The 12,503-nt window shown below is 71.6% G+C and carries 14 protein-coding genes; 4 read left to right on the top strand and 10 right to left on the bottom strand.

Features of this window, described 5'->3' with window-relative positions; genetic code table 11:
• Nucleotides 1-99: 99 nt before the first annotated feature.
• From ABZ822_RS07855 to ABZ822_RS07825, 7 genes are all read right to left on the bottom strand, one after another.
• A complete protein-coding gene (locus ABZ822_RS07855) occupies nucleotides 100-1,749 on the bottom strand; it encodes a long-chain fatty acid--CoA ligase (protein ID WP_360848489.1) in 1,650 nt (549 codons plus the stop codon).
• A 128-nt stretch (nucleotides 1,750-1,877) separates the two neighbouring features.
• Nucleotides 1,878-2,408 (bottom strand): SigE family RNA polymerase sigma factor, encoded by a 531-nt coding sequence (locus tag ABZ822_RS07850; protein ID WP_360848486.1) that lies wholly within the window; start codon nucleotides 2,406-2,408, stop codon nucleotides 1,878-1,880.
• Nucleotides 2,409-2,628: 220 nt separating this feature from the next.
• On the bottom strand, nucleotides 2,629-3,498 hold the full coding sequence (locus ABZ822_RS07845) for a DUF1906 domain-containing protein (RefSeq protein WP_360848483.1): 870 nt from the start codon (nucleotides 3,496-3,498) through the stop codon (nucleotides 2,629-2,631).
• 63 nt (nucleotides 3,499-3,561) lie between these two features.
• Nucleotides 3,562-4,728: a lipid-transfer protein gene (locus ABZ822_RS07840; protein WP_360848480.1), complete on the bottom strand. Its 1,167-nt coding sequence runs from the start codon at nucleotides 4,726-4,728 to the stop codon at nucleotides 3,562-3,564.
• Nucleotides 4,725-5,192 (bottom strand): MaoC family dehydratase, encoded by a 468-nt coding sequence (locus ABZ822_RS07835; RefSeq protein ID WP_360848476.1) that lies wholly within the window; start codon nucleotides 5,190-5,192, stop codon nucleotides 4,725-4,727. Before ABZ822_RS07835 ends, ABZ822_RS07840 begins: the two co-directional genes overlap by 4 nt.
• A 4-nt stretch (nucleotides 5,193-5,196) precedes the next feature.
• Complete coding sequence (locus ABZ822_RS07830) at nucleotides 5,197-6,117, bottom strand: OB-fold domain-containing protein (RefSeq protein WP_360848473.1); 921 nt, start codon at nucleotides 6,115-6,117, stop codon at nucleotides 5,197-5,199.
• A gap of 181 nt (nucleotides 6,118-6,298) precedes the next feature.
• Entirely contained in the window at nucleotides 6,299-6,610 is a 312-nt protein-coding gene (locus ABZ822_RS07825; protein ID WP_360848470.1) for a hypothetical protein, read from the bottom strand.
• 296 nt (nucleotides 6,611-6,906) lie between these two features.
• Between ABZ822_RS07825 and ABZ822_RS07820 the strand changes: the two genes are divergently transcribed.
• Nucleotides 6,907-7,818, top strand: coding sequence for a bifunctional DNA primase/polymerase (locus ABZ822_RS07820; RefSeq protein ID WP_360848467.1), 912 nt, complete (start codon nucleotides 6,907-6,909; stop codon nucleotides 7,816-7,818).
• 403 nt (nucleotides 7,819-8,221) lie between these two features.
• Here the strand turns inward: ABZ822_RS07820 and ABZ822_RS07815 are convergent, their stop codons facing one another.
• The gene (locus tag ABZ822_RS07815) at nucleotides 8,222-8,644 is read right to left on the bottom strand and encodes a MarR family transcriptional regulator (RefSeq protein ID WP_360848464.1); all 423 of its coding nucleotides are present in this window, start codon (nucleotides 8,642-8,644) and stop codon (nucleotides 8,222-8,224) included.
• A gap of 130 nt (nucleotides 8,645-8,774) precedes the next feature.
• Between ABZ822_RS07815 and ABZ822_RS07810 the strand changes: the two genes are divergently transcribed.
• Nucleotides 8,775-9,758: an aldo/keto reductase gene (locus ABZ822_RS07810; RefSeq protein WP_360848461.1), complete on the top strand. Its 984-nt coding sequence runs from the start codon at nucleotides 8,775-8,777 to the stop codon at nucleotides 9,756-9,758.
• Between the two features lie 79 nt (nucleotides 9,759-9,837).
• Complete coding sequence (locus ABZ822_RS07805) at nucleotides 9,838-10,671, top strand: SDR family NAD(P)-dependent oxidoreductase (RefSeq protein ID WP_360848457.1); 834 nt, start codon at nucleotides 9,838-9,840, stop codon at nucleotides 10,669-10,671.
• A gap of 133 nt (nucleotides 10,672-10,804) precedes the next feature.
• Here ABZ822_RS07805 and ABZ822_RS07800 read toward each other — a convergent pair whose 3' ends face one another.
• On the bottom strand, nucleotides 10,805-11,347 hold the full coding sequence (locus ABZ822_RS07800) for a GNAT family protein (protein WP_360848454.1): 543 nt from the start codon (nucleotides 11,345-11,347) through the stop codon (nucleotides 10,805-10,807).
• On the opposite strand from ABZ822_RS07800, the gene ABZ822_RS07795 reads away from it, so the two are divergent.
• Entirely contained in the window at nucleotides 11,234-11,668 is a 435-nt protein-coding gene (locus tag ABZ822_RS07795; protein ID WP_360848451.1) for a YcxB family protein, read from the top strand. The two genes, ABZ822_RS07800 and ABZ822_RS07795, sit on opposite strands and share 114 nt — an antisense overlap.
• Nucleotides 11,669-11,783: 115 nt before the next feature.
• On the opposite strand, the gene ABZ822_RS07790 is transcribed toward ABZ822_RS07795, so the two are convergent.
• The gene (locus ABZ822_RS07790; RefSeq protein WP_360848448.1) at nucleotides 11,784-12,296 is read right to left on the bottom strand and encodes an N-acetyltransferase; all 513 of its coding nucleotides are present in this window, start codon (nucleotides 12,294-12,296) and stop codon (nucleotides 11,784-11,786) included.
• Between the last annotated feature and the right edge of the window lie 207 nt (nucleotides 12,297-12,503).

The following is a 12,503-nucleotide window of genomic DNA, read 5'->3' as shown; positions in this document are numbered from 1 at the left end:
GAAGCGTCGCCACCGCGTTTACGGCAACCACCGGCGGCGAACACGGAGAAGGCCGGAGCGGCGTCCGCCCCGGCCTTCCCTTCGATCCTCCCGAGGCCGTCAGATCTCGGTGACGTCCAGCTCTCCGTCCGCGTACTGCTTGCGCAGCACCTTCTTGTCGAACTTGCCGACGCTCGTCTTCGGCACGGCCGGGATCACCGCCCATCGCTCGGGCACCTGCCAGCGCGCGATCCGCTCGCCGAGCCAGCTCTTCAGCGCCTCGTAGTCGGCGGTGGCGCCTTCCTTCAGGACGACGCTGGCGAGCGGCCGTTCGCCCCACTTGGCGTCGGGCACGGCCACGACCGCGGCCTCAGCGACGTCGGGGTGGGCCATCAGCTGGTTCTCCAGCTCGACCGAGGAGATCCACTCGCCACCGGACTTGATGACGTCCTTCGCGCGGTCGGTGATGTTGAGGTAGCCGTTGGGCGTGATGGTCCCGACGTCACCGGTCCGCAGCCAGCCGTCCTCGGTGAACTTGTCCTCGGGCCGCAGCGGATCGTCGCCCGCGCCGCCGTAGTACGAGCCCGCGATCCACGGGCCGCGTACCTCCAGCTCACCGGCCGACTCGCCGTCCCACGGCAGGAGTCCGCCGTCGGGCCCGGTCAGCCGGAGTTCGACGGAGGAGCACAGGCGGCCCTGGCTGAAGCGGTACGGCCACGCCTCCTCCTCGCTGACCCCGGCGGGCGGGTGGGAGACGGTGCCGAGCGGCGACGTCTCGGTCATGCCCCAGGCGTGGACGACGCGGATCTCGTGCCGCTCCCAGAACGCCGTCATCAGCGCGGGCGGGCAGGTGGCGCCGCCGATGACGACGTGGCCGAGGCTGGACACGTCCCGCTTGTTGGCGTCGAGTTCGGCGAGCAGGCCCTGGAATATCGTGGGAACGGCGGCGGCGACGGTGGGTCGTTCCCGCTCGATCATCTCGGCGAGCGGCTCGGGCTGCAGGAAGCGGTCGGGCATCAGCAGCGAGGTGCCCGCGAGGAAGGCCGCGTGCGGCAGGCCCCAGGCGTTGACGTGGAACATCGGCACGACGGGCAGGGCCGTGTCGCGCCCGGTGAGCCCGAACGCCTCGGCGCTGTTGACCTGCATCGAGTGCAGATAGAGCGAGCGGTGGCTGTAGAGGACGCCCTTGGGGTCGCCGGTCGTGCCGGAGGTGTAGCAGAGGGCGGCGGCCTCGCGCTCGTCGAGGTCCGGCCAGTCGTACGCGGTGGGGCGGCCGGCGATCAGTTCGTCGTAGTCGTGGACGCGGGCGCGGGCGCCGGCGAGGACGGAGCGGTCGCCGGGACCGGCGACGACGACGTGCTCGACCGCATCGAGCCCGGGCAGCAGCGGGGCGAGGAGCGGGAGCAGCGAACCGTCGACGATGATCACGCGGTCGGCGGCGTGGTTGACGATCCAGGTGAGCTGGTCGGCCGGGAGGCGGAGGTTGAGGGTGTGGAGGATCGCGCCCATGGACGGGATGGCGAGATAGGCCTCGAGGTGGACGCCGTTGTTCCACATCAGCGTCGCGACGCGCTGGTCGCCGACGACCCCCAGTTCGTCACGGAGCGCGTGCGCCAGCTGCGCCGACCGGGCCCCGGTCTCGGCGAACGTACGGCGCTCGGGTTCGTCCTCCCCGGTCCAGGTCGTGACGGTCGCACCGGCGTGGACGGTCGATCCGTGCCGCAGGATGCGGCTCACTGTCAGCGGGACATCCTGCATCGAGCTGTACACCGTGGCCTCCCGAGGTCGCGGTTACGCGAGGGTAGTGGTGTGCAGATTCTGAGGTCATACCAATTGGTATGTCACTACTCCGCGCACAACGACGACGGTGTGGGATCCCCCACGTACGCAGAAGCCGATCAGGCTGCGCAGTCCAGTTCGGGGTCTTCGCGCAGTTTGGAAAGGGCACGGGAGACGGCGCTCTTGACCGTGCCGACCGACACACCGAGCACCTCGGCGGTCTGGGCCTCGCTCAGGTCTTCGTAGTACCGGAGGACGACCATCGCGCGCTGCCGGTCGGGAAGCCGGGATATCGCACGCCACATGGCGTCGTGAAGGAGCTGCTGTTCCGCGGGGTCCGGAGCGGGAGCGATGTCGGGCTCGGGCAGCTCGTCGCAGGCGAACTCGTCGACCTTGCGCTTGCGCCACTGGGAGGTGCGGGTGTTCACCAGGGCACGTCGTACGTACCCGTCGAGTGCCCGGTGGTCCTCGATCCTCTCCCAGGCCAGGTACGTCTTCGTCAGCGCGGTCTGCAGCAGGTCCTCGGCATCGCACGGGTTCGCGGTGAGCGAGCGTGCGGTGCGCAGCAGGACGGGTCCGCGTGCCCGTACATAGGACGAGAACGACGGGAACACTGCTGTGGTGGCGCTCGTGCAGACTGGCGTGGTCATGCGCCAAACCTAGGAGCGCGGGGGGTGCCTTTGGATCGCCCGCAGGTCCCCTTGAAGGGTCAGCCTCAGGTTGTACTCAGCTCGCAGGTCCTACCTCCCACAGGTGGAGCGGTCTCCGCCCCGGGGTCAGGGTGGCGTGTCGGGGTGGCGTAGGGGGTGGTCCGGATGCATCGGGCTGCGTAGGGAGACGTGTACGAAGCGTACGCGCCACGGCCCGTCCCTAGGCGGCGGGTTCGACGTCGTCGATGACGGCGACGGGCGCGTCCACCAGATTCGGGTCGATCTTCATCGTCACGCCGCCGTGCGTCTCGGTGACGTTGCCCTGGTACTGGTGGATGCGGCGGTGCGGGGCCCATGCGGCGCGGTCGAGCACCGGTTCGTCGTAGAGCGACGGGGCCACGTTCCACCGGGCGAACCACATGATGTCGGGCAGATCGCGGACTCCGTCGCGGCGCGCGCTCTCGAGGTGCTCCACGCCCGAGGTCGAACTGCTGTAGAAGCCGGGGAGGTAGCCCTGGCGGCGCACCTCTCGGCTCCAGGCGCGGATGAAGGAGAGCGTGTGCTCGGCGCAGGCGGTGTCGCGCTGGTCGTAGGCCTCGATGTCGAGGTAGAGGGCGCTTCGCTCCATCATGCCGAGTTCGGAGGCGCTTTCGACGGCGTCGCGCCCCTCCTCGGTGCCGACGGTCCATGGATCCCCGTCGATGGGCACCGATTTCTTGTTGTGGTTCATCACGCAGGGGGACTGCGAGCCGACGTAGAGCGGGAGGACGCTCCAGCCGGTGCGGTCCACCTCCCGGATCCAGCGGCGGCCCAGATTGGCCTGCGTCTTGCAGGCCCGGCCCCGGCCGCCGAAATAGACACCGACGGCCCGGTAATGGGATTTCCGCCAGGCGTTCATCGAGCCGAGGGACGGCGCCTCGCAGGTGTCGAAGCCCAGCCCGGTGAAGACCTCGGCGCCCTTGGAGAGCGGGTCGCCGTCGCCCGGGTCCTTGGCGGCAGCGGTGCCGCCGGCGAAGAGCCCGCCGAGCACCGCGGCCAGGGCCGCGAACAGCGCGACCACATATTGAATGATCTTCTTTCGTCGTTCCATAGGGCGAGTGAACGGTGCCCGCAACCCGGAGAAGGGGCAGACACGCGACATGGCTGACCGAAGTCAGTCGGATGAACCAATCAGAAGCCCGGATGTCGGAACTCCGGTTCCCGCCGTCACCAGAACCGTGCTAGCCCCCGCCACCTGGTTCACGGCGCTGCCCCGCACCTGCCGTACGGCCTCGGCGATGCCGTTCATTCCGTGCAGATACGCCTCGCCGAGCTGGCCGCCGTGCGTGTTGAGCGGCAGCTCACCCGCGGCGACGAAGGCGCCCGCCTCGCCGCGCGGGCAGAAGCCGAACTCCTCGAGCTGCATCAGCACGAACGGCGTGAAGTGGTCGTAGAGGATCGCGACGTCGATGTCGCCGGGGCCCAGCCCGCTGCCGCCCCACAGCCGGCGCGCGACGACCCCCGTCTCGGGCAGGCCCGTCAGCGGACCGTGGTAGAAGCCCGTCATCTGCTCCTGGGCACGGCCCGCGCCCTGGGCGGCGGACACGATGACGGCGGGCGGGTGGCGCAGGTCCCGTGCCCGCTCGGCCGAGGTCACGACGATCGCCTGTCCGCCGTCCGTCTCCTGGCAGCAGTCGAGCAGGCGCAGCGGCTCGACGATCCAGCGGGAGGCGGCGTGGTCCGCGAGCGTGATCGGCTTCCCGTGGAAGTACGCGGCGGGATTGGTGGCGGCGTACCGGCGGTCGGTGACGGCGACATGGCCGAAGACCTCGGGTGTCAGCCCGTACGTGTGGAGGTAGCGCTGCGCCGCCATGGCGACCCAGGACGCGGGGGTGAGCAGGCCGAACGGGAGCGCCCAGCCGAGCGCGGCGCCCTCGGCCGAGGGCTCGCGGTGCTGCACGCCCGAGCCGAAGCGGCGGCCCGACCGCTCGTTGAAGGCGCGGTAGCAGACGACCACGTCCGCCTGGCCCGTGGCGACGGCCATGGCCGCCTGCAGCACGGTGGCGCAGGCCGCGCCACCGCCGTAGTGGACCCGCGAGAAGAAGGACAGTTCCCCGATGCCGGCCGCCTGCGCCACGGTGATCTCGGGGCTGGTGTCCATGGTGAAGGTGACCATGCCGTCGACGTCCGCGGGGACGAGCCCGGCGTCCTCCAGAGCGGTGTGGACCGCCTCGACCGCGAGCTTCAGTTCGCTGCGCCCCGAGTCCTTGGAGAACTCCGTGGCACCGATGCCGGCGATGGCCGCTACGCCGCCCAGGCGGTCCCGGTCGCGGACGCTCATGCGCTCACCTCCGGGGTCTCCTGATCCGGCATGTCCGATGCGCTGTCCGGGAGTTCGACGATGACGGTGCCGGTGACGTGGTGACCGAGGCGGTTGGCGCCGACCACCCGGACCTGGGCGAGCCGGTCCTCCACGGCGGTGACGGTGCCGGTCAGCACCATCTCGTCGCCGGGGTAGTTGGGCACACCCAGCCGGATGGCCACCTTCCTCAAGCGTGCCGCCGGCCCGAAGTGGTCGGTGATGTAGCGGCCGACGAGGCCGTTGGTGGTGAGGATGTTCATGAAGATGTCGGGGGAGCCCTTCGCCTGCGCGGCCTCCGTGTCGTGGTGCACGTCCTGGTAGTCGCGGGAGGCGATGGCGCCGGCGACGATGAGCGTGCGGGTGACGGGGATGCGCAGCGGGGGCAGTTCGTCTCCGGGGCGCGGGGTGGTGCCGGTGCGGGGCCTCTCGCCGGTGGACGTCATGGGCTCAGCCCTCGCTTCCGCGGAAGACGGGCAGGGTCAGCTCCTCGTCGGCGGCGAGGAAGGCGAGCTCCACGGGCATGCCGATGCGGACCTTGTCGTACGGCACACCGGTGATGTTGCTGATCATGCGTACGCCTTCGGCCAGTTCGACCAGCGCCACCGCGTAGGGAGGGTCGAACGCGGGGAACGGCGGGTGGTGCATGACGACGTACGTGTGGACGGTCCCGGAGCCGGAGGCGCGGACGGTGTCCCAGCCGGGGGAGCCGCACGCGTTGCACCCGGGGAGCCAGGGGAAGCGGAGCGTCGCGCATGCGGTGCAGCGCTGGATGAGGAGTTCGCGGCGGGCGACGCCGTCCCAGAATCCGGCGTTGTCGCGGTTGATCACCGGGCGGGGGCGGCGGGCGGCCGGGGCCCGCTCGGCGGCGTCCTCGCTCGGCTTCGGCCGGTTGCGTTGCGCGGGCGCGTACTTGAGGACGCGGAAGCGGTGGGTGCCGGCGGGCTCGCCGTCGGCCGTGATGTCCATCCGGGTGGTCACGAAGTGGCCGGATCCGAGCTTCGTCGTCTTCCGGGGGGAGACGGACTCGATCACGGCGTCGAAGCCGATGCGGTCGCCGGGACGGAGCGGACGCAGATACTCCTGCTCGCAGTCGGTCGCCACGATGGAGGTGAACCCGGCTTCGTCCAGCAGTTCCAGCAGTTCGATGTAGGCCCCGGTCCTGCGCGGCCCGGACAGTCCGGCCATCGTCCACGCCTGGAGCATCGTGGGCGGTGCGACGGCGGGGTACGCGGGGCTGGTATCGCCCATGGCCTCGCACCAGTGCCTGATCATGGGCTCGTTGACGGGATCGCGCCCCTGCCCTCCGGTCGCGGCGGGCCGCCCCTCGTACGCCGTGATCCGCTCGTACAGGCCGTCGTCCACTCCCACCCCACCCCCTGAACCGTGCCGGTCAAGGTTTCTGACTGTCCGTCAGATCAGGAGAGGTGTCAAGGTCGCGGACCGTACGGGCGTCCGGGCGGGCCGGGGGCGGACGCGGCTGCGCGGCGGCACCCGTCAGGCACCGCCGCGCGAACCGCTCACCCTCCCCGGTGGCTGTGGAACCCCCCGCTCACTTCAGCCGGCTGAAGTACACCGAGACGTCGTGCGTGGACTGGTCGATGGTGGTGCTCTTCGCGTCCTTCACGCTGGCGGTGCTGTTCTGGTTCGAGGCACCGGCGCCCGTCGAGACCTGCTGCACCGTCGTGGAGTTGCCCGCATTGCGGCCGCTGGCGCCGCCACCCATGAGCGCGGCGGTGCTCGCGTTCGATCCGTCGCCCGCGGACGGCCCGTTCTCGGCCTGCGCCACACCCGTGAACAGGGTGGCCGCCAACGGCAGCGAGGCGAGGGCGGCGAGGCCGCGGACGGTACGGATGCTTGCCATGTGTCTCCTCCATGGGCGGAAGTCCTGGGTGCTACGCGGCAGTTGACCGGCCGCCTTCGCTTGCGACAACGTCGCGCAGCCAGAGTTGCCCACGAAATCCGCGGCGAAAGCTCGGGACGACCCAATTCGCCCGCAGGCGTGAGGACCGGGCGGCAAACCTCGCGCACACCCGGACGCCGTGGCGTCCGCCCCGCGCGCGGGGCGGACGGAACGCGGTCCCGACACCGCGCCCCTCTTTCGGGTGGCGAGGACTACGCCCACTTTCCATAGTCGAACACGTGCACGAAAATGGGCGTATGGCTTCGACCGCCACGCCCTGGCCCCCGGCCGGAGTTCCCCCGGCCGATCCACGCCGCCACGCCCTGGCCGCGGCGGCACTCGGCCTGCCCGTGATCCCCCTGACCCGCGGCAAGCTGCCCGCCGTGCGCTCCCCGCACCGCACCGACCCCGCACCCGTACGGTGCACCGGCGCGTGCGGCCGCGCCGGACACGGCGTACACGACGCGACGACCGACCCGGCGGGCGTCCTGGCGCTCTTCGCCGCCGCACCGTGGGCCACGGGCTACGGCATCGCCTGCGGCCGCGCCCCGCACCACCTCATCGGCCTCGACCTGGACGTCAGATACGGCGCGGACGGCCTCGCCTCCCTGCTGCGCCTCGCCCGTGACCACGGCTTCGCCGTCCCCCGCACCGTCACCGTCCTCACGCCCAGCGGCGGCCGACATCTGTGGCTGACCGGCCCGCCCGGCCGGCCCGTGCCGAACTCGGCCGGCCGCATCGCCCCCGGCGTCGACGTGCGCGGAAGCGGCGGCTATCTGGTCGGCCCGGGCTCGTACGCGACCGGGGGCGTGTACCGCCTCGCGCCCGGCCCCGTACGGCCCGCACCCGTCCCGGGCGCGCTTCTGCGCCTGCTCGAACCGCAGCCGCATCGCGCGCCGGCGCGCCCCGGTCCGTATGCGGTGGGCCGGCCGGGATCCGGGGCACCGGGCCCGCACGGCGTAGCACTGATCCAGTTCGTCCAGGACGCACGGCCGGGCCAGCGGAACGACCGGCTGTTCTGGGCCGCCTGCCGGGCCTACGAGAGCGGGCTCGGCGAGGAGTTGGCCCCCGGTCTGGCCGACGCCGCGCTCCGCACCGGCCTCACCGAGCGTGAGGCCCGCGCCACCCTGGCGTCGGCCGCCCGGCACACGGCGCCGTGGTCCGCGTGACCGCGACCTGCGACCTGCGACTGCGGCAAGCGGCAAGCGGCAAGCGGCAAGCGGCAAGCGGCGTAAGGATCGCGGCCGTACGCCTCGCCGGCACCTCCGGTACGGCGAACTCACCGACGCCTCCGGCACGTCCAGCGCATCCGGCGCCTCGGCGGGAGAACCTAGGCAGGTCACTAGTGCCGACGGTGCCATCCTCAACACAACGAGCCGAGGGACTCGTCACCCCGATGACTCCGGCTTGCCGCCCTGCGTGCGAGCCGGATCTCCCGCCGACCCCCGGAGCGGGAGTGGGGAAGGGGCGTCCGGCGGGTCCGGGCGCCCCTTCCGTTCGCCCGGATCCGCCGTTCGCCCCGGCCCGCCGGACGACCACCGCGAGGAAAGAACGGTTCTGCGACGCCCGAGGTCAGGAATCGGCCATGAGCCGGAGAAGATCGCGCAGTTCGCGCCGCTGGTCATCGCCGAGGGCGACGAGCGGGTCGCTCGCGAAGCACAGCCGCCCCTGAAGATCCTTCGCCGCGGCTTCCCCGGCCTCCGTCGTGGCCAGCAGCTTGACCCGCCGGTCGTTCGGATCGGGGCGGCGCTCGACGAGGCCGCGGGCCTGGAGCCGGTCGATGACGCCGGTGAGGTTGGACGGCTCGGCCCCCACCCGCTCAGCGATCCGCCGCATCGGCAGCGGGGTCTCGTCCAGCGCGAGAAGCACCTTGACCTGCTGCGGAGTGATGTCGTGCTGGGCGGCGGCGGCCTCGTACTCCCGGCTGTAGCGGGTCGTGATCTTTGCGAAGAGGGAGATCACCTCGGAGGACAGCGGGTCGCGCGCAGAAGCCATGGTCACAGCCTAAAGGAACTGATTGAGCACAACCAGAATTGACAATGATGGTTATGCATCATAACTTCTTGTGTGTCAGCGAGCGCGCCACCCGACGCGCCCCTCCTCACCTCACGGCGGGAGCCGCACCATGCAGCAGCGCACCCTGGGCACCGGCGGACCGGCGGTCCACCCCCTCGGACTCGGCCTGATGGGCATGTCCGAGTTCTACGGCGCCACCGACGACGTCCGCTCGGTCGCCACCATCCACCGCGCCCTCGACCTGGGCGTGAATCTGCTCGACACCGCGGACGTCTACGGCTCCGGCCACAACGAGGAGCTGCTCGGCCGCGCCCTGGCCGGCCGCCGCCGCGAAGAGGCCGTCGTGGCCACCAAGTTCGGCGCCCGCCGGCAGGGGGACGGCGTCACCGTCGACTCGACCCCCGAGTACGCCAAGCAGGCGGTCGACGCCTCGCTCGCCCGCCTCGGCCTGGACCACATCGACCTCTACTACCTGCACCGCCGCGACCCGCAGGTGCCGATCGAGGACACCGTCGGCGGCCTCGCCGAACTCGTCGCCGCCGGAAAGATCCGCCACATCGGACTCTCCGAGGTCAGCGCCGACACCCTGCGCCGGGCCCACGCCGTCCACCCGGTCGCCGCCCTGCAGACCGAGTACTCGCTCTGGGAGCGCTCGGTGGAGGCGGACATCCTGCCCACCGCGCGCGAGCTGGGCGTCGCCCTCGTCCCCTACTCCCCCGTGGGCCGCGGCTTCCTCTCCGGCGCGGTCACGGACCTCTCCTCGCTCGCCGAGAACGACTACCGCCGTGTCGACCCGCGCTTCCAGGGCGAGAACCTTCGCCGCAATCTGCGCCTGGCCGACCAGGTCCGCGCTCTCGCCGGCGACATCGGCATCACCCCGACGCAGCTGGCGCTGGCGTGGCTGCTGCACCAGGGCGAGAACGTCGTACCGATCCCCGGCACCAAGCGCATCGCGTATCTGGAGGAGAACACCGCCGCAGCGGACGTGACCCTGGGCGCCGGGCACCTCGCCGCACTCGACACCGCCCTGCCCCCGGGTGCGGCCGCCGGACTGCGCTACCCCGAGCAGCTCATGGACCGCGTCAACAACTGACCCCCGCCGGTGGGGCGGGCCGCACCCGCTCCCCCCCCACCTCCACCCCCATCCGCACCGCACGAAAGACAGGCACACCATGAAGGTCGTACTCATCACGGGCACCTCCACCGGCATCGGGCGGGCCGCCGCCGTCCTCGCCGACAAGGCGGGCTACCAGGTCGTCGCCACGATGCGCGACACGGACAAGGCCGGACCGCTGCGCGAGGCGCTGCCCGGGGCGGACATCCGGCAGCTCGACGTCGTCGACCCCGCCTCGGTCGCGGCCTGCGTCGAGGGCGTCGTCGCCGACTACGGGCGGCTGGACGCGGTGATCAACAACGCGGGCGCCGGGCACCTCGGCACCATAGAACTCGAGGACGTCGACGCCGTCCGCAGGGTCATGGAGGTCAACTTCTTCGGCGTCGTCCAGGTGACCAAGGCCGTACTGCCGCACCTGCGCGCCTCGCGGGGCCGCCTCGTGACGGTGACGAGCGTCGGGGGAGTGGTGGGCCAGCCGTTCAACGAGGCGTACTGCGCCGCGAAGTTCGCCGTCGAGGGCTGGATGGAGAGCCTCGCCCCGGTCGTGGCGAAGCTTGGGGTCGCGGTGAGCGTGGTCGAACCCGGCGCCGTGGTCACCGAGTTCGTCAACAACGTCCGCGCGGACCGCGACGTCGACGCCCTGATCGCGGGCGCCGGCGACTACCAGCCCGTGATCAACCGCTACCTGGCGCGGACGGCCGAGGCGTACGAGGCCTCGACCTCCCAGACCGCCGAGGAGTGCGCGGAGTACGTGATCCGCCCGCTGACCGACGCCGAGCCGCGCTTCCGGTACCAGACCTCCGACTGGGCGGCCGAGTTCACCGGGGTGAAGCTGGCCGACCGGGACGGCTCCGCGGTGCAGGGGCTGACCGGCTCGTGGCTGGAGGCCTGACAGCCGTAAGGACAGTTCACGCGCGGTGGGGCGGCCGGACCGGTGCACGGTCGGGCCGCCCCACGGCTGCCGCTGAGCGGGGGTACGCGGTGAACGGAGTGACGCGGTGAGCGGGACTACGGGGTGAGCGGGACTATGGGGTGAGCGCGCGCCACCGCTCGGCCAGCAGCCCGAACAGCAGGTCGTCGGTCCACTCACCCTTGAGCCAAGTGAATTCGGGCCGCAGTCCTTCGCGTTGGAATCCCACCCGCTCCAGGAGCCGGGCGGACGCCAGGTTGCGCGCATCGCACTCCGCGGACACCCGGTGCACTCCGCGCTCCTCGAACAGCTCCCGCAGCACCGCGCCGATCGCCTCGGTGGCGTAGCCGTGCCCCTGGCGGCCGGGGGCGAGGGTGAACCCGATCTCGGCCTGCATCCGGTTCTCGTGCAAGCACACCCCCACGTCCCCGACCAGCGCGCCCTCGCTCTTCAGCTCCACCGCGTACTGGAACCACCCGGGCTCCCCCGGGTCCCCCGCCGCGTACGACCGGACGAGCGCCTCCGCCGCCTCGACCGGCAGCGGATGGTCCCAGCTCTGGTAGCGGGCGACGGCCGGATCGGAGCGGTACGCGGCGAGCGCCGGCGCGTCCTCCGGGCGGAAGCGGCGCAGCGAGAGGCGTTCGGTCTGCGGGAACATCCCGGAAGCCTCTCACGCGTGGCGCGGTGCCCAGGGCGCACGGCCCGCGTGGGTCTCCCCCCGGGCATGACGGCACAAATCGGCTTGTCGTGTCCTTCGAGCGCTGGAAGTACCGAGGAGAAGATCGTCATGGACCGGGCCCGCAGCAGGTCGGAGTCGCTGTGGACGAACTACGTCAAGGTGACGGAGACCCCGGAGTTCTTCCTGCTCCACCCCTCGAGGGTGTCGCCCGTGCCGATACCGAAGCGGAGCTTCGACCCGGCCGAGGCCCGAGAGGTCGGCGCGTTCCTGGCCTCCCTGCCCAACTACGCCGCCCCGTAGACGCCATGGGCCGCCGGACTGCATACGCCTCGGGCACCGCCATGGGGCTCGGACCGCGCGGGCAGCGAAAGGGTGCCGCGCGGGGACGTGGTGACGTCCCCGCGCGGCAGGTGGGTCAGATGCCGAACGGTGCGGCGTAGCGGACGGTCCCGCCGGGCAGCGGGTGAGCGGCGTCGAGGGTGAGGGCCATCAGGGCCTCGTCCGGGACGTCGATGGTCAGTCCGATGCCGTGGGCGGAGGCACGGCCGAACCCGAACCGCGGGTAGTAGTCCGCGTGTCCGAGAACGACGACATGGTGCTCGCCCATCGCCTCGGCCGCGGCCAGGGCCGCGCGGATGGCGGCCGAGCCGGCGCCCTGCTTCTGCTGCTCCGGCCGTACGGCGCACGGGGCCAGGCAGAGAGCCGGGGCGTCACCGATGTGGCAGCGGGTCAGCAGCGCGTGGCCGACGAGATGTCCGTCCTCGGCCGCGGCGACGACGGAGAGCCCGTCGATCCAGGCGGCGGGGTCGGCGCGCAGAGCGTCAACGAGGTCGGCCTCCTCGGCGGTGGGGAAGGCGGCCAGGTTGATCTCACGGACGGCCGGGATGTCGGCGGCGGTCTCGGAGCGCGTGATCCAGTGGTTGCGCATGATGAAGGAAGATCCGTTCCGGATTGAGGTTCGTGTGGACGCCTCGCGAGCTCACGCTCCCAGCGAGGACGAGCAGGACGACGTCAGGCCACGGCCCGGGACGTGAGGGAGACCCGGGCGCTGCGCACGGTGGCCGTGAGCGCGGTCATCAACCTCACCTCCCTGTCTCTCCAGCTCCTGATCCGGCACGAACGGGTCGAGCTTATC

It is taken from the genome of Streptomyces sp. NPDC047108 (assembly GCF_040643575.1).
Taxonomy (GTDB): Bacteria; Actinomycetota; Actinomycetes; order Streptomycetales; family Streptomycetaceae; genus Streptomyces.
The sequence above is the reverse complement of the archived record's forward strand: the minus strand, read 5'-3'. Positions and strand labels throughout refer to the sequence as shown.